Origin of the sequence: Leptolyngbya sp. FACHB-671, from assembly GCF_014695745.1 — a bacterium.
Taxonomy (GTDB): Bacteria; Cyanobacteriota; Cyanobacteriia; order Elainellales; family Elainellaceae; genus JAAUTN01.
Genome location: NZ_JACJOV010000048.1, coordinates 140,599 through 157,085, shown reverse-complemented (window position 1 = coordinate 157,085; position 16,487 = coordinate 140,599). Strand labels below are relative to the sequence as shown.

Below are 16,487 nucleotides of genomic sequence, written 5' to 3'. Positions count from 1 at the left end.
ATGCTGGATTTGCTGCTAATTGCCACTCTAGGATTTTTGGGAAGCTTTGGACACTGTGCAGGTATGTGTGGCCCAATCACTGTCGCCTTTTCCCTGTCACAACAACAGGAAAAACCATCCTGGCAGCAGCAGATTTGCTTTCATGGATTGCTCAATCTAGGTCGGTTGCTCAGCTATGCCCTCGTGGGAGCAGGCATTGGTGCGTTGAGTTCCGTACTTATTGCAAGTGGGCAGTTTGCTGGAGTTGATAGTGCTTTGCGTCAAGGTATGGCTATTCTGACGGGCATCTTGCTAATCTGGTTTGGACTATCGCAAATCAACCCGGAGTCTGTCCCACGTCTGCCACTTTTACATCCGCTTACTCAAAAGAATTGGCACAACCGCCTCAGCAGCGGCATGGTGAAACTATCACTTTCGTCTCACTGGTGGACTCCGGCACTGTTGGGTATCGTTTGGGGGCTGATTCCCTGCGGTTTCCTCTACGCGGCACAGATTAAGGCAGCAGAGACAGGCGATCCCTGGATTGGCAGTGTCACCATGCTGGCGTTTGGGCTAGGAACGTTGCCGCTGATGCTGGGTGTAGGACTGGTCGGGTCGCTGGTGAGTGGCGATCGCCGCAGTCAACTTTTTCGCATGGGCGGTTGGCTCACGCTCACCATTGGCATTCTCACCTTGCTGCGAACAGGGGACATGATCGATTACACCGGGCACGCATCCCTGGTTTGCCTGATGCTAGCGTTGATTGCCCGTCCTATTAGTCGGCTTTGGGGGCAACCGCTCCGCTATCGTCGTGCGCTGGGTGTAGGAGCATTCATTTTGGCGCTGGCTCACATTGGTCACACACTCACGATGGGCTGGAATGTTCAAGCCATTCCCTTTTTGCTACCCACTCATCAAATCGGCAGTTGGGCAGGCATTGTATCGTTAGCATTGCTTGCGCCACTAGCCCTCACCAGTTTCGATCGCATGGTGAAACGATTAGGAAAACACTGGCGATCGCTCCATCTGCTCAGCGTTCCAGCATTTATTCTGGCTGCTATTCATACGATTCTACTGGGCTCTCACTATCTGGGTGGATTTGAGCAATCCCTGGTGAATCAGATTGCAGCAGTGGTGTTAGGAGGGATTGCCCTCTTAGTGGTGTTAGTGCGATCGCGCCATTTCTGGTCATTCCTCGCATTAGAAAAATTTTATGTTTTCCCCAGTAAAAATCAGTAGATTAACTCCTGTTTTACTCACAGCCCCACTTTTGTTATGGGCAGAAACGTCCACCCTTGCCCACAAAGTTGAAGTCTCTGGTAACGTCGCTGGACTCTGGCACATTGAACCAAACCACAGTCCCAAATCGGGAGAGCCTGCCCAAGTTTGGGTTGCTCTCACTCAGGAAGGAGGGGCGATCGTGCCCCTAGAGCAATGTAACTGTAAGCTAACGGTCTATTCCGCTCCCTACACTGAAGGGGAAGCTCCGGTGCTAGAGCCGACCCTTGAAGCAATCTCTGCTGAACAATATCAGGGCATTCCTGGCGCTGAAGTCGTCTTTCCAGAAGCAGGTGAATATGAGCTACGGTTCAACGGTGCGCCCCAAGCCGGAGCAGACTTCCAGCCCTTTGAAATAAGCTATGTGGCGATCGTGGGTAGAGGAACTGCGCCAATAACTAGTCCTTCGACTCAAACGACCACTTCAACGGAAGAAACTCAAACGGTAGATAATCAATCCCGTGAAGATAATGTCTCTGGTGACAGTCAGGCTATTCCTGCTAACCAAACTCACGCATCACGGTTGCCTATCATCATTCTGGTAGTAGCCTTGCTGTTAGGAGGACTTGGGCTAATCGTTCGGCAGACTAAGCTGTTTCGATAAGCGACCCAAAAAAACGGACTGCAGGAGATCTAATTTTTAGGAGAAACTTCATGGGAGAAATTATCACCTTTCAGCGTCCAGATCGACAAACCTGCTCTGGCTACTATGCTGAGCCTGCCGATCAAAGTAATGCTCCTGGAGTTGTCGTCATTCAAGAATGGTGGGGATTGAACGACCAAATCAAAGGCGTAGCCAATCAGCTCGTCGAGCAAGGATATCGAGTTTTGGTGCCTGATCTCTATCGGGGAAAGGTCACTCTCGAAGAGGCAGAAGCAGCCCATCTCATGAACGAACTTGATTTTGGCGATGCGGCAACTCAGGACATTCGCGGTGCCATACAGTATCTCCAGCAAAACAGTCCCAAAGTAGCAGTTCTGGGGTTTTGTATGGGGGGTGCCTTAACCGTATTAGCGGCGGTTCACGTCCCCGAAGCTGATGTTGCTATCTCCTGGTATGGGGTTCCACCCGCTGAAGCTGCTGATACCCGCACGATTAGCATTCCTTTTCAAGGACATTTTGCTCAGCAGGATAGCTTCTTCCCACCCGAACAGGTTGATGACCTGGAGGCACGATTAAAGGAAGGCAACGTCAATCACGAGCTCTATCGCTATCAGGCGCAGCACGCCTTTGGTAACGAGAATAACGATAGCTACGATCCAGAGGCTACAAAGCTGGCATGGGAGCGATCGCTCAACTTCTTATCACAGCACGCCAAGTAACCACGCACCTTTGAGAATCTAAACTCTCAATATCTCTATCCTCTAACCAAACTCACTTCAACACCCACTCAAAAGCGGGTAAATATCATTAGAAATTACGCAATTAAATGCAAAGAGGTGCGTCACGACGTACCCTACAAGATGAGCGATCGCGCTGGATACCGATAGGCAACCTCCAAGCTGCGCCTTCATGGAGGACTTGGCAGTCTAACGTTGCCCATCACCCGCCGCAGACAGTCTCGGTTGCTCAACAGACAACCTCTCAGCGGTCGGGTGCATGGGCGTTGTTGTACAGCATTTCAGCAATGTTCTTCCGGCAAATCCAACTCATCACGCATTAATTGATCAGTAGTCACGCCAAAAGCATCTGCCACTCTAAGAATCATTTCAGCGTTAGGAACCTTCCTCCCCTTCTCCATTTGCGATACAAATGTGTTGTGAACACTTAGCAGGTCACCTAGTTCTGTCAATGTCAAGCCTCGCCGCATCCTTAGTTGATATAGCTTCTCCCCAAATCGCCTCATAAATTTAGTTGACTCAGCAGTAAGGATAACGCTATGCTTTCATAGCAATGGCTATGAATTTACTCTTGTAAAGTTGGTAACGTAAGCACTATGCCTCTTTCTGTAATGAAAAACAAGGCTTTAGTTGGTGTAAGAGAGCCTGTAAGTCTTTACGGTCACTTAACATGTGCGGAGTACTTTGCAGGAATTGGTTTAGTCAGATTAGGACTAGAGCAAGTAGGTTGGAACGTTGTCTTTGCTAACGACTGGGCGCATAGCAAGTTTGAAATGTACTCAGCCCATTTTCAAGACGCAACTAAGCATTATAAGGTTCAAGATATCTTTTCCATTTGTCCTGCCGATATTCCTGACACGATACTTGCAACAGCATCATTTCCTTGTATTGATTTATCTTTGGCAGGTAATTTAGAGGGTATTGATGGACAGCATTCTAGTGCTTTTTGGGGATTTACCCAAATCCTTGATAGTCAAGTAAATAAGCCTAAGATTGTGATGCTGGAAAATGTAGCCGGGTGGCTAACGTCAAATAGCGGACAAGACTTCAGAATCACAATTCAAGAATTGAATCGGCTAGGTTATGCTTGTGATGTTTTTGCTATTGATGCGGCTCATTTTGTACCTCAAAGCAGACCGAGAGTATTCGTTGTCGGAATGCAAGCATCTAACGCCAATCAGGATATATTCGTTTTCTCTAAGCGTTCTTCCTCACTTAAAACGCAGGCACTCGGAAAGGCAGTTATAACCAATCTCGATCTATGCTGGAACTTTTTGGATGTTCCATCACTGCCAGAAAAGATAAAAGCTGACTTGAGCTTTGTCATAGAAAACATTTCAGATGACGATGATCGCTGGTGGTCTGACAATGAGGTAAAACGTCATTTAAATATGATGTCATCCATCAATCTCGAATACTTACAAGGACTACAGGAGTTATCAACATATTCATACTGCCCTATGTATAGGCGAGTTCGTGAAGGTAAGCAAAGGGCAGAACTTAGAAAAGATGGTCTTGCTGGTTGTCTCAGAACTGCTAGAGGTGGTAGCAGTCGGCAAATGCTTGTTCGAGTTGGACAAGGAACTATAAAAATGCGCCTCATGACACCCCGGGAGTATGCGAGGCTGCAAGGTGTTCCAGACAATTATCCACTCCCACTACAAATCAATCAAGCTTTGACAGGGTTTGGCGATGCTGTTTGTGTACCTGTTATTGTCTGGATTGCTGAAAATATCTTGAATCCTTTAGCTAAGTCGTTTAAAGAAAATAGCGTAGTTCTCCACCCGTGATTTCTAGTAGTCGAATGCCTTGGTTCCTAACAAAACCGTAAGTCACTGAACGTCGAAATCTTTGCCTGTCTGCGGCTTCATAGTTTTGAATGAGTTCGGGCAGCCACCTATCAAATATAGGGATTATTTTGGTACGCTCAACTAACCAAACTTCAACATTCATATAGGTTTCACTTCTAGCGACGAAAATGTGATCTACATCCCTGTCATCAGTTAGTTTATTTAGTCCACGATTTCTGTGGTACTGGTACTCAAAGCTACTTCCAATCGTGGCAGATTTTACTTCGTAGTTCACCAGATCTGCCCCATCGCCTCTTCTTGCTCTATCGTTCACTAAAATTGCCGCGAATACTTCCCAATCTTTTGAACCTATGCTTCCTTGCAAGGAAAAGCCATACTGCTCATAAATCTCGGCTTTATTGCGGCTGTAATCAAGGATAAATGTTCTGTAAAAAGAGTAAGCTTCTTGGACTTGAAGCGTTGGCACGCGAACCACCTTCACAAGTACTGCACGTCGAGGATGAGTATACGAAAGAATGTGTCCTTACGCACAGAGCAGGCTGTATAAAGCGGAGTTGAGCCGCGAACGCCGCTTAGTCGCGTCGTCGGACTAACGGTGTTCGTCGGCTCCAACTCCGCTGTTGGTATAGGGTTCCCAGGCACTAACAGTTGGGACCAGGCAGCTCAACAACTTATTAGACAGAAAGTTTCTGCCTAAGATCCAACTGTGGGATCTTAGGCAGAATGATTCAGCATAACACCGGAAATTCAGTGCTTAGCTCGAATTTTTCTACATAATGCGTCGCTTAGGCTGGATAGCCGAATCTTTCTGCATATTCTCAGATTTCTTACGGGATGGGGAATGTGCTATGGGATATGCAGTACATTCTCTCTACTCACCTCTTATGCAGCTACAGCGACGTGCTGTAACTCTATGTTGATTCGTCAAGCAAACTGTTGAGCAAACCAATCGACCCATCGATTGAACGAATTGACTCGTTAAGTAAACCAATTGACCTATCAATTGAACGAATTGACTGGTCGAGTAAATGAATTGACTAGTCGATTGAACGAATTGACTAGTCGAATCTACGAATCGACCCATCAATTGAACGAATTGATGAGTCGAGATGAAGTAAACTCTCGAAATTCATTGCCTACTCTTGTTTAAGATTTTTTAAGAACAATCGCTTGTTCATTAGTCCTTGGCTGCGATCGGGCACCTTCACATCATCCAGTCAATTCCAAAGGAACCGAACAATGACGACCCAAAACACAAACAATCGCTTAGCTCCGAGTGTCCTGAATGCGGATCAAGACATCTTTGAAGGATTGCAAACCATCACTGAATATGCCCCTTATCGCAAAGAAGCCTCAATTTCTCAGATCGAGCAAGCACAAGTTGAGATGTTGAAATCACAGAAGCTCGAAGCCCAACTCAAAGCTCAATATCGCGCTGCTTTGGATGCTGCCCGTCAATCTGAGTGGATGTTTCACAACACGATTCTTGAAGCTAAAAATGCTGTGGTTGCCCAATTTGGAGCCGATAGCAGCGAAGCCCAAATCGTCGGACTTAAGAAAAAGTCTGCCTACAAGCGCCCCGTGCGGCAGAAGAAATCAGCCTAGTTCTTACGTAATTTTGATGTCTAGATTTCCGACGATCGAATCGCTTGGGAATCCAGCTATATTCAGCCAGGTTCAGTTCAGTAGCAGGGTACGTTGCTTTCAAAAGTAGAAGAAGAGTTATGGGAGTATCAAGATGCAGAAGTCATCGATAGCTTGTAGACCTCTTGCTGACTGGCTGGGCCAGACCGTTCGTTTTCAGGGATGTTTAAACCATTGGGAAACGGCTAACAAAACTGGAGATACTGCTTTTCTGCTGCGAAACGTCAAGGTTGTTCCCTACAAAGGTTGTCAGGAGCAGATAAGAGTACTGGATCATGTTTGGCTTTATTTGGATAAAGATATCCATGCAGCAGACAAACTTGAACGGTTTGGCGGGTACGAGGCCGTTGGGCGAGTTGTCAGCTATACAAGGAGTAATGGTACAAAAGACTTTGCGATTGACATAAAGCCATATGTACCGGTCGAGACACACTTTGAACTGTTGCAGACATGTAGAGAACCTAAACTCGATGACACCAAAACCAGGACAAAACTTCTGGAAATAACGCTAAACTTACTCGAAATTGAAGAATTGGAATTTAATATTCATCTGTCTTACAAAGATGTTTATCAGCTTTTTCAGAATGAATATGAACGTTGTCGCAGCCTGGTTGAAATTAACGAACGCTATCTGGCTAAGCAACAGCACCGCTCCAAACCAAACACTAAGATCGTCAAGTTCACTTCGGCTGCATCGAAATCAACCAAAACAGCGAGTAAAGGCTTCGCAACCTCATAGCCCGGACTATGTAACCTAGACCGTGTCTTGCTTGACTTAAATTGAGAGCGTTTTCGATAAGTAGAAAGCCCCAATTATTTGTAGGATGTGTTAGTGATCGCGTAACGCATCAAAGCCTTGCGATGCGGTGCGTTACGGCTTACGCCTAACAGCACCCTACAGCACCATTTATTTATGTCCACCTACTTACCATCTTAGAAGGTGAACATCCTCATTTATTTTGAGATTCCCACTATTACAACCTACTAATAATTTCATAAATTCTGGAACCCAGCATTTTGTAGATGTATCTTCAAGCTGTTTGTTTTGGTTCCCCAGAAGTTTATGAATTCAATGATGCTGAAAAAGCTGTGGCTTTGCGGCTTTTGTCTATCCTTGTTAGCCGCTAGCTGTACAAACACTGACTCCAGCAGTAGAGCGGTTAACCAGGACGGTAGAACAGGTATATCGGGAGAAGTTACCACACCCAGCGAGAACAGCGAGAACGAACTTTATAACCAGATTGAGCAAATATCCAATACTGCTCAAGGACGGGTTGGAGTTACAGCCACGGTGCTAGAAACTGGAGAGACGGTTACGCTCAACGGCGACCAGCAATTCCCGATGCAAAGCGTTTACAAGTTTCCCATTGGGATGGCTGTACTGGCTCAAGTCGATCAAGGCAAGCTAGACCTGGAGCAGAGAGTTCAGGTTCAACCTGACGATTTTGTCTCGGACTTTCAGCACAGCCCCATTCGAGACGCAAATCCGCAAGGGGTAGAGCTAAGTGTGGCGGAATTGCTGAAGTACATGGTGTCTGAAAGTGATGGTACAGCTTGCGACGTGCTGTTACGTCTGGTTGGCGGGCCGGAAGTTGTAACTGAATATTTGCGTGGTTTGGGCATCAATGACATTGTTGTAGCCGATACAGAAAAGGAGCTAGGGCAAGACAGCGCATTGCAGTATCGCAACTATGCAACACCTGATGCAGCAGTCGCTTTGTTGCACGCACTGCACGAAGGTCAAGGACTTTCAGACTCTAGTCAAGCATTGCTGTTGCAACTGATGACAGAGACCCCAACAGGCTTACAGCGGATTAAAGGACTGTTGCCTGAAGGAACGGTTGTAGCTCACAAGACAGGTTCATCCGGTACCGTAGACGGTATAACCGCAGCAACCAATGATGTCGGACTGGTGACGCTGCCCAATGGTAGACATTTGGCAGTAGCAGCTTTTGTCTCAGATTCTAGAGCTGATGATGCAACTCGCGAAGAAGTTATCGCCAAGGTGACCCGCGCAGCTTGGGATGAATGGAGTCAGTAAGTTTCCCTCGTTTCCTGGTGATTAGCGAGAGTGCGACTGACCCCAATCCCTAGTCCCTGATCCCCTTATCCAGCATTGGGAAGTGCTTCAAATTCACCATTGGGGGAGACTTCAAAGTCTTCAGCTAGCCAGCCTCCTTCTCCATCGTTGACCATCTCGATCGATAGCTCAACCGGGAAGAATTCGTTGGGGACGGAGGTTCGCATGGTGCCTTGCAGGTGATAAGTGATGCGATCGCCTTCTGGTGACTCGTCTACTCCTGCCAAGCTCAGCGTATTCACCCAAGGAGAAGACATATCAAAGGGCAGCAAGGCAGATTTGTTTGCTTGCCCCTGCTCACTCAACCAGCGATCTACAGAAGCCTCAAGGTTGCCGCTAACACCGAGGTCGCGGGTAAATAAGCAGGCAACGATGTGAGCCAGCGTATTTTCAGGCGAATTTGGTTCGCTCAGATTCAACAGTCGCATCCAGTCACGCAGGTTGACCGAAGACTCGACCGGATCTGCCTCATACATGACAAAAGATAAGAGATCTGGTGCAGGGGCAGGGCTACTGCCAAAATCAGCCTGATTTACAAACGCTTCGAGCGGTGACGAAGCCAAAAGACCGCTAAGCGAAGGGTCAGAGGTGACAACCAGCACAGACGCATCTGCAAAACTTTTGAAAGCTAAATAAGCTAGACAGCCAGCAATTACAAATAAAACTTGACGCATAATTTCTTTTCCTCGACACCCCTATCGTGCTTAACACCCTTAGTTCTTAATTTAGAGCTTTCTCGGTTCAGTATTAAGTGCTTTTGTGACACAATTTAGAAAATTTTGAAAGTCTACAGCATTGCTTAAGAGACGATGATTCAATCGGTTAGGTGCCTGACTCCTAGCCGAGAGACAGGCAAGCAATAAAGCGTCAAAAATAGGAAACTATAGAAAACTAGTAGTTATTAGCGCTTTTTACGATTTTTAGGTTGGAATCCTAACGATGACTTTTGGGGCTGAGCGCTGCTTGCCTTGGAAGTAGGGTTCGTTTCTGAGTTGAGGACAACGTACCTGCGGTTTTGTTCGCGCAGCTTGGCATCCTCATCGTCATAAAAGAAAGACAGCAGCACAAACCGCCGACCGCTAGTTACGGGCGTTGCTTCATGCAGTAAGGAACAAGAAAAAATAATCGCTTCCCCTACGCCAGGTTGGTAAAGCTGATTTCCATATTCTGGAAAGCTCAAACAGCCTCCCTCATAGTCGCCTGTGTTGAGGTTAAGCGACATGGCAAATCGACGGTGGGCAGTTCCTTTCGTAGTGTTGTCGCGGTGGCGATTAAAAAATCCTTGGTTGGTCGATTCGTAGCAGGCGACCAGATACCGTTCAAATCGACTGATGCTAAATTGGAAGGCTTTTTCAATTTCGGGTTTGATTCGCCGCAGAATCAGATGATTGACCTGTTCTAGTAGAGGTGGGTCTTCTACTAGAAAATCGCGTCGCTGTTTGAACTCATAATCCATTACCTCGACCGTTTTACCATCAACCTGACGCATGAAGCCAGAGTCTCTGCTGCCTTTGGTTTCATAAAGATGAATTAGATGCTGGCAAAAGTCACGGTCAAACACATTAGGAATGAGCAAAACCGGAGCCTGTCTGCTGGCAAACCGAGGTGCCTCCACAGGTAGTGCCTGAACAAAGTCAAGCACTTGTGCGACGTGATGAGTCGGGTCTTGAATGGGAAAAGTCTGGAGAACGCGAAGATTTTCGTCTAAGACAAAGGTAGTCGGAGCGTAGTGGAGGCGATCGCCCCCTTCCTCATTGCTCACTCCGCAGACTCCATATTGCAGACTCACTTTCTGCTCAAAATCCCAAAGCAGCTTAAAGTAGGTAGGATTTTGGACCAGATGAGCCAGGGAAGCATCGTCCGGATCAATGAAAACTCCAAAAAATGGAGTCTCAGACTGTTCAAACTGCTGCTGTAATTTACAAAATTTTTCTAATACAGCTGCTGATACTTTTAGCTTTGAGCTACCTAGAAAGCAAAGAATGACACGATGTCCACCAACCGTATCAAAGATGTAGTTTGGATTTGAGGTTGAAGGAAGGACAAACCAGGGAGCCGGATCACCCGTTGTAAGTAGTGACATATTTGAAACCAGCGGTGAATGAATGCTGCTTTGCATATCATTAGATGCAAATGCCTCATTCATATGGTTAACCACTCAAACAACAGCGTCAATGGAATTAGGCTGACTCAGTACGAATTGTTGCGATCGCATCCCTCAGCCAATCTAAATAGGTCTGTTCTCGTCGGGTCACTAAATCTAATACCAACTGATGCATTTTGGGGTCGCGAGACGCAGCTGGATCATCCACAGATGGAATTTGAATAGCTTCACACTCAGCTAGCTTTTCGCGCCGTGCTGCATATTCTTGCTCCAATAGCTCCACAATCGCCTGATCGGGTAGCTGAGCCGCAAAGTAAAGTTGAGCAAGCAGCGGTTCTCGCAAAATTGGTAGAGGCTGATGGGTCTGAAGCCATTGGGTTAGCTCCTCCTTCCCAAACTGGGTAATGCGATAGACTTTGCGATTGGGGCGATCGTGCTGGATCTCAACTGTGCAGCTAATCCAGCCGTGCGCCTCTAGCTTATCTAGAGTGCGATAAATCTGCGCCTGGTCAGCCGGCCACAAATGGGCAATGCAATCATCAAAGCACTCAGTTTTGAGGTCATAGCCCGTCCGCTCTTGCTGTTGGAGCAAACCGAGAATGACATGGGCAAGAGACATAAGCAATTCACTAAACGAAAGGGGAAGATGAGTAACACCCTCGAAGCCGATATATTTTCATATTAGTATATGACTAGTCATATAGATAATCTGGGTGTTCTGCAAGAAGTTAGCCTCCACTACAGCATGACAGACAGCTTTGTTCTATGAAACCAAGTCAGCCATATCAACCATTCCTCCTGCGGACTTTGCATGGACTCACTGGGCTTTTTCTCATTTGTGCAGTTCTCACCGCTTTTTGGACTTACAACACCTATGACGGGCGTTGGGGAAAAATTCCACTTCCTGACTATCGGGAAATTGAAGGAATACATGGAACTTTTGGACTGTGGACTTTATTGATTTTTCCTGCCTTTGTGGTTTATGCATTTCATCGAGGACAAAGGCGACTGGTTCAACCTGATTCTTTTCCTCAACTGTCTAAAGTGGGTAAACCCATTTGGTGGTATACACTCAATCGGTTCACTAACACCTTTACACTAATTGCACTCACCTTTGCTCTGTTTAGCGGCAAGATGATGAGTGAGAAATGGTTGCCACGAGGAGAACTCAACCACGCCTGGTATTACGCACACTTAATTTCTTGGGTGATTGTGGTGGTGGCGATCGCTCTTCACCTTCTGATAAATGCAAAAGTGGGTGGGGTGCCTCTATTGCTGTCCATGCTGAACTGGCGATTTCGTGAGCAGGATAGTCCTAAACTGTGGTCTACCCATCTCTCTAGCTGGTGGTCAAACCTGCGACAAAGTTCAGGGACAGCCTGGTTTCAGGCAGTTCAAGCGATGCCCGTTCTAGAATTAGCAATTTTGGTTAGCATTACGGCTGCTTGGATAATTCCGCTTTTTAAGTAAGTCGCTACAAGGCGTATTCCCTGCCACATGTTTTACGCCAAAGAGGGCAATATTCTTCAAGAATCATATTGCGGATGTCTGTAAGCTAGAGTTCATCATTGCTCTAGCGGTTTGCAGCTTATGGAAGCATCTGTCACATTCGATCGAGCAGGATTGGTGGCTGGCATCAAGCAAACCATTCCGATCGCCATTGGCATCTTTGCCTATGGTTTAGTGTTTGGCGCTTTATCGCGTCAGGCAGGCATGAGTTTAGCTGAAGCGCTATTTATGAGTAGCTTTGTTTTTGCTGGAGCGTCTCAATTTATTGCCGTTGAGCTTTGGCAAACTCCATTGCCTGCTATCACTATCATTTTCACCACTTTGGTGATTAACCTGCGACACATCCTGATGGGCGCGGCGCTAAGTCCCTGGTTCTTGCGCCTTCGTCCCTGGCAAGCCTATGGAGCGCTGTTTTTCTTATCTGATGAGAGCTGGGCATTGACGATGGGTGAGTTTTCTAAGGGAAATCTCAACGGTGCATTTCTGATCGGCAGCGGAATTGTTGCTTTCATTGCGTGGACAGGTTCAACGCTGTTAGGACAAACCGTCGGTGCAGCCCTGGATGATCCTGCCCAATGGGGTTTGGATTTTGCGTTCACGGCTGTATTTATTGCACTGTTGGTGACACTGTGGCGGGGCAAGTCTGACTTTTTGCCGTGGTTGGTTGCTGCGATCGCCGCGATCGCCACTTCTCATTGGCTTCCGGGCAACTGGTACATCCTCATTGGCGGAATCATCGGCAGTTTCGTAGGAGCTTTACGTCATGCAGATTAGTCCTGAAGCGTTTTGGGTGATTTTGGGAATGGCAGTCGTCACCTATGCCACCAGAGCAGGCGGACTGTGGATTGTGCAGCGTTTTACCCTATCCGAAAAAGTAAAAATCTGGTCAGAATACATTCCTGGAACGGTACTGGTTTCTATCGTTGCGCCCAATATTGTCGGAGGTGGACTGCCAGAAGTGGTGGCAGCGATCGCCACCATTCTCGTTGCCTGGAAAACCCGCGTTTCGCTCTTGGCAATGGCAACTGGAGTGATCTGTGTATGGGGAATGCGATCGCTACTGAGTTAAAGACTCGCAGAGCGAGGTGTTGAAGTAGAGCTTGTCCCCTCCCTCTTGAAAAATCTCCAATCTCTGATCTGACCAAACGCTAATCTCCTACTCCAGCGGTGCTAGGTGCATCAGCAGGCGATCGAGGAATAGCTGACTTTGTGCGCGTAGCAGATAAATACTTGCGCGGGGCTAGACATGGTGATGGGTGAGGAATAACTACCTTTGTTTTACACTACTGCCTCCGTATTGTCCGTAAGTACAAGTTTTTTGGGCGAGCGCAACCTAAACACTCTCAAAGTAGCAATTGGGGAATGAAGACGAATCAAAAGTCGCTCACTCCCTTGATGAAGCAAAACGTAACACTTAACACAGATTCTGCGTACAAATTTTGTATACAATTTTGGTAGACAAAAACGTATGCAAGTTGAGGTAGTCTCAACTCCTAAAAATCTTGAGCTGAATTTAACTTTTTTCCCAAATTTAGCTTGAAGCCCTAATTCAACGACTGTTTAATTCTTGCCTGTAAATGCAGGAGTTAAAGGTCTACTGTATTCATGGACTTGTACAACCAATGGTCTTATCTCAATGCATCCTTGAATCAAAGCCGATTCTGATGAAATGCCCTCACTGTGGGTCAGAGCAATCTCAAAAAAATGGACATCGACGGGGTAAACAAAACTATCGATGCAAGAATTGTAGTCGCCAATTTATCGAGACTTATGTGCAGCGGGGCTACTCTGACGACACCAAGCAAATTTGTATTCGCATGTATCACTCTGGGCTAACGCTGCGTGAAATTGAGGGGCTAACGGGAATTAGTCACAGCACAATCTATAACTGGGCAAAACAGGAAGAACTTTTACCCAATGTGCCAAAGAAAAATCTCACTTCTGACGATTCAGACTCAGGATAGTGAAGGCACTCTCAATTTCAGCTTGTCTACGAGAGACGCTTGCTGATCGAGAGAGGCTTGGGCATTCAGGGCCGCTTCAATGCCATCCAAATGTCGTTTAGCCGCAGCAACGGCAGCTTCCTCATCACCGGACTCAATTAAATCGAGAATTTCACCGTGTTCATCCTTCATGCAGACTGGCATCTTTTTCACTTCATAGAAGTAAGCCAGTGCGGTCTGAGGAATTAACTCTTTGAGAAAACGACTCAGAAACTGATTACTGCATAGGTCAGCCAGTTGCGTGTGAAACTGCATCGACAAGCGAGCTAGCAAAGGATAATCTTCTGCATCACAAGCTTTTCGCTCGGCTGTAATGAGTTTTCGTAGAGATGCGATCTGCTCTGGCGTGATGGTTTTAACGACTTCACGAATAATGGCTGCTTCTACTAATCGCCACGCTTCATAAATTTGCTGTGCTTCTTTCAACGTGAGATGGGCTACGAATGCCCCTCGATTAGGTTCTAGCTTGACCAGGCGATCGCCCGCCAATCTTTGTAACACCTGTCGAATAATGGTGCGGCTCACGCCATAATGTTCTGCCAACATCGCTTCTCCTAATTTGGTTTTGGGAAGCAACTGTCGTTCACAGATAGTGTTGTAAAGTTCGGTGTAAATAAACTCTTCGGTTGGCTTCTCAATTGCTTTTGACTGGGATGTTTGAGCCGCTTTGGAGGTACGAACCATAGTCAGAAATCTTTGGCTATGAAAGCATTTGTGAGAATACTGGGTGATTGCAGGACAATTTACCAGTAGAGTTTAATCGGTCAGGGAAGAGCAATATTTCTCATGCAATGTTTTCTGGATAATGCCCCGAGATTTATGTATACAGGTATTGTATACAAGCTTAGTGCGTTTGTGTAGCGATCGCCCTTTCCCTAGAGAGTGTTGCTGGTTTGATGTATGAATTTCGTAGGGTCATGGCATTGCCATGACCCTACAGAGGGGCTTGAAATCCGTAAATCATACCCGCATCCATCAACGCTCCTAAATTAATGGGATTAAATGATGTTGCCTGTTAATTCCATACATCGAGGCGGTTCAACACGCAATCTTACAATTTTACAAATCCTTACATTTATTTTGCGAACTAGCACAATTCATTTTGTGTAATGTTGGGATGAATATATTTCAGGTCAGGTGTAAGAATTTTTCCTCTACTTCTCTAGATAACAATCTACTGCTCGACTTATCTAAAATCATCTCTTTGATCAACAAGTATGCGATCGCTCCCACCCTGCTACCCCTAATACCCTAGAGGTATCTAAACAAAACTGTTTTCAGTAATACAAATTTGCTTGAGATGAAACGATTAACTAAACTCAATTGTTTTTTCTTAGCAGCAGCTAAACCGCTGTTGCTATTGGTGAATTTTTTGAAAAAAGATAGGAACTGTTTGCTTTCCTCGCACTTAAAGTGTTGCCCTGAGGTTCTCACAATTAAAGCATGAACGGGTTAATCCTCCAGCAGGTTAATGCGGCAGCTTCTTGTGTCTATCTTATTGTTTTGTAGGAGAAGGCTATGACGATCGACGCACGAAAGACCCTGGTTAATGGAGCCACCGCAGTACAGGCAACTGATATTCAACACGCTTTAGCCAATGCGGCCGCAGGGGTGTCACTTCGACAGGTGACCAAAAAATACGGTCCTGTAACGGCAGTTGAAAACGTCACGCTAGACATTCCAGCAGGCTCTTACTGTTGTTTGCTAGGTCCAAGCGGCTGTGGCAAAACAACGGTATTGCGGATGATTGCTGGGCATGAGGAGATCACCAGTGGAGATGTTTTAATTGGCGATCGCCGAGTCAACAACATTCCTGCCGCCAAGCGCAATACATCCATGATGTTTCAAAGCTATGCGCTGTTTCCCCATATGACGGTTTGGCAAAACATTGAGTTTGGCTTGGAAATGCAAAACATTTCAGCACAGGAGCGCAAAGCCCGTGTCGGCGAAATGCTGGAGTTGGTGGGGCTAAGTCATTTGGGCGATCGCAAATCTAGCCAACTGAGCGGCGGGCAACAACAGCGAATTGCTTTGGCGCGATCGCTAGTCACTCGTCCACAAGTGTTGATGCTAGACGAACCCCTGAGCGCATTAGATGAGAACCTGCGAGTCCAAATGCGAACCGAACTGCGCCGGATTCAAAAGCAATTTGGCATGACCTTTGTGCAAGTCACACACCATACTGAAGAAGCATTCTCCCTCTCAGATAGGGTCGTGGTCATGAGTCAGGGACGGTTAGATCAAGTGGCAACTCCAGCAGAAATGTTTAGATTGCCTGCCTCTCAGTTTGTCGCAAAATTTATGGGCGACAACAACATCTTTCAGGGCAAAGTCCTTCACTGCGCTCCCGATCCAGGTACCGGTATGGATGTGATTGAGCTAGGCGTAGAAGGCATTGGCTCACTTTATTCTCGTGGATATGCGGTTCCAGTGGGTTCAATGGCAGCTTGCTCGATTCGTCCTGATTTGATGCAAATCGAACCTTACCCTAATGCAGCCAGTGAAAAACCCACTCCTCGTGCAAATCACATTACTGCTCGAATTGTCTCCATTGAGATGACAGGCTACGTTACACGGGTTGTTCTGATGGAAGAAAAGACAGGCAAAGAACTGCTCTACAAATCTCCTACCACAGCTTGGGAAACAGGTTCCTACGCTGAAGGACAACTGGTGACATTGCGTTGGTCAGAAGGAAATTGTGTATTTCTTCCCCACTAATTTGTTATGAACTCGTCATT

General features: G+C 46.5%; 19 protein-coding genes. 13 read left to right on the top strand and 6 right to left on the bottom strand.

The genetic code is table 11. The annotated features are described in order from the left end of the window. The 4 genes from H6F93_RS03640 to H6F93_RS03625 all read left to right on the top strand — a co-directional run bounded on the left by H6F93_RS03640 (position 1) and on the right by H6F93_RS03625 (position 2,921). Positions 1 to 1,218, top strand: coding sequence for an urease accessory protein UreH domain-containing protein (locus H6F93_RS03640; RefSeq protein WP_190679283.1), 1,218 nt, complete (start codon positions 1 to 3; stop codon positions 1,216 to 1,218). Further along, a complete protein-coding gene (locus H6F93_RS03635; protein ID WP_190679281.1) occupies positions 1,193 to 1,861 on the top strand; it encodes a hypothetical protein in 669 nt (222 codons plus the stop codon). Before H6F93_RS03640 ends, H6F93_RS03635 begins: the two co-directional genes overlap by 26 nt. Positions 1,862 to 1,911: 50 nt before the next feature. Continuing rightward, the gene (locus H6F93_RS03630; RefSeq protein WP_190679279.1) at positions 1,912 to 2,580 is read left to right on the top strand and encodes a dienelactone hydrolase family protein; all 669 of its coding nucleotides are present in this window, start codon (positions 1,912 to 1,914) and stop codon (positions 2,578 to 2,580) included. A 107-nt stretch (positions 2,581 to 2,687) separates the two neighbouring features. Next, positions 2,688 to 2,921: a hypothetical protein gene (locus tag H6F93_RS03625; protein ID WP_190679392.1), complete on the top strand. Its 234-nt coding sequence runs from the start codon at positions 2,688 to 2,690 to the stop codon at positions 2,919 to 2,921. Here H6F93_RS03625 and H6F93_RS03620 read toward each other — a convergent pair. Then, positions 2,880 to 3,104, bottom strand: coding sequence for a helix-turn-helix domain-containing protein (locus tag H6F93_RS03620; RefSeq protein ID WP_190679277.1), 225 nt, complete (start codon positions 3,102 to 3,104; stop codon positions 2,880 to 2,882). The two genes, H6F93_RS03625 and H6F93_RS03620, sit on opposite strands and share 42 nt — an antisense overlap. Before the next feature lie 90 nt (positions 3,105 to 3,194). On the opposite strand from H6F93_RS03620, the gene dcm reads away from it, so the two are divergent. Continuing rightward, positions 3,195 to 4,388: a DNA cytosine methyltransferase gene (gene dcm / locus H6F93_RS03615; RefSeq protein WP_190679275.1), complete on the top strand. Its 1,194-nt coding sequence runs from the start codon at positions 3,195 to 3,197 to the stop codon at positions 4,386 to 4,388. Here the strand turns inward: dcm and H6F93_RS03610 are convergent. Further along, positions 4,357 to 4,875: a hypothetical protein gene (locus tag H6F93_RS03610; protein ID WP_242043287.1), complete on the bottom strand. Its 519-nt coding sequence runs from the start codon at positions 4,873 to 4,875 to the stop codon at positions 4,357 to 4,359. The genes dcm and H6F93_RS03610 overlap by 32 nt on opposite strands. Before the next feature lie 773 nt (positions 4,876 to 5,648). Between H6F93_RS03610 and H6F93_RS03605 the strand changes: the two genes are divergently transcribed. The 3 genes from H6F93_RS03605 (at position 5,649) to bla (ending at position 8,094) form a co-directional block, all read left to right on the top strand. Next, positions 5,649 to 6,014 carry a hypothetical protein gene (locus H6F93_RS03605; protein WP_190679274.1) on the top strand — a complete coding sequence of 122 codons (366 nt, stop codon included), beginning with the start codon at positions 5,649 to 5,651 and terminating at the stop codon, positions 6,012 to 6,014. A 133-nt stretch (positions 6,015 to 6,147) separates the two neighbouring features. Beyond that, positions 6,148 to 6,792, top strand: a complete 645-nt coding sequence (locus H6F93_RS03600) for a hypothetical protein (RefSeq protein WP_190643172.1) — start codon at positions 6,148 to 6,150, stop codon at positions 6,790 to 6,792. Between the two features lie 324 nt (positions 6,793 to 7,116). After that, positions 7,117 to 8,094, top strand: coding sequence for a class A beta-lactamase, subclass A2 (gene bla, locus H6F93_RS03595; protein ID WP_190679273.1), 978 nt, complete (start codon positions 7,117 to 7,119; stop codon positions 8,092 to 8,094). A 65-nt stretch (positions 8,095 to 8,159) separates the two neighbouring features. Here the strand turns inward: bla and H6F93_RS03590 are convergent, their stop codons facing one another. From H6F93_RS03590 to H6F93_RS03580, 3 genes are all read right to left on the bottom strand, one after another. Next, positions 8,160 to 8,807 carry a hypothetical protein gene (locus H6F93_RS03590; RefSeq protein WP_190643170.1) on the bottom strand — a complete coding sequence of 216 codons (648 nt, stop codon included), beginning with the start codon at positions 8,805 to 8,807 and terminating at the stop codon, positions 8,160 to 8,162. 227 nt (positions 8,808 to 9,034) lie between these two features. Beyond that, entirely contained in the window at positions 9,035 to 10,216 is a 1,182-nt protein-coding gene (locus tag H6F93_RS03585; protein ID WP_190679272.1) for a 2OG-Fe(II) oxygenase, read from the bottom strand. Between the two features lie 97 nt (positions 10,217 to 10,313). After that, complete coding sequence (locus tag H6F93_RS03580) at positions 10,314 to 10,856, bottom strand: PadR family transcriptional regulator (protein ID WP_190643168.1); 543 nt, start codon at positions 10,854 to 10,856, stop codon at positions 10,314 to 10,316. Between the two features lie 146 nt (positions 10,857 to 11,002). Between H6F93_RS03580 and H6F93_RS03575 the strand changes: the two genes are divergently transcribed. The 4 genes from H6F93_RS03575 (at position 11,003) to H6F93_RS03560 (ending at position 13,710) form a co-directional block, all read left to right on the top strand. Continuing rightward, complete coding sequence (locus H6F93_RS03575; protein WP_190679271.1) at positions 11,003 to 11,707, top strand: cytochrome b/b6 domain-containing protein; 705 nt, start codon at positions 11,003 to 11,005, stop codon at positions 11,705 to 11,707. A gap of 120 nt (positions 11,708 to 11,827) precedes the next feature. Then, positions 11,828 to 12,520, top strand: coding sequence for an AzlC family ABC transporter permease (locus H6F93_RS03570; protein WP_190679270.1), 693 nt, complete (start codon positions 11,828 to 11,830; stop codon positions 12,518 to 12,520). Continuing rightward, entirely contained in the window at positions 12,510 to 12,815 is a 306-nt protein-coding gene (locus H6F93_RS03565; RefSeq protein ID WP_190643165.1) for a branched-chain amino acid transport AzlD family protein, read from the top strand. The genes H6F93_RS03570 and H6F93_RS03565 overlap by 11 nt, the downstream gene beginning before the upstream one ends. Before the next feature lie 553 nt (positions 12,816 to 13,368). Further along, positions 13,369 to 13,710, top strand: a complete 342-nt coding sequence (locus tag H6F93_RS03560; protein WP_190679268.1) for an IS1/IS1595 family N-terminal zinc-binding domain-containing protein — start codon at positions 13,369 to 13,371, stop codon at positions 13,708 to 13,710. On the opposite strand, the gene H6F93_RS03555 is transcribed toward H6F93_RS03560, so the two are convergent. Then, positions 13,702 to 14,433 carry a GntR family transcriptional regulator gene (locus tag H6F93_RS03555; protein WP_190679266.1) on the bottom strand — a complete coding sequence of 244 codons (732 nt, stop codon included), beginning with the start codon at positions 14,431 to 14,433 and terminating at the stop codon, positions 13,702 to 13,704. The genes H6F93_RS03560 and H6F93_RS03555 overlap by 9 nt on opposite strands. A gap of 834 nt (positions 14,434 to 15,267) precedes the next feature. Here H6F93_RS03555 and H6F93_RS03550 point away from each other — a divergent pair. Next, positions 15,268 to 16,467, top strand: coding sequence for an ABC transporter ATP-binding protein (locus H6F93_RS03550; protein WP_190679264.1), 1,200 nt, complete (start codon positions 15,268 to 15,270; stop codon positions 16,465 to 16,467). Positions 16,468 to 16,487 lie beyond the last annotated feature (20 nt).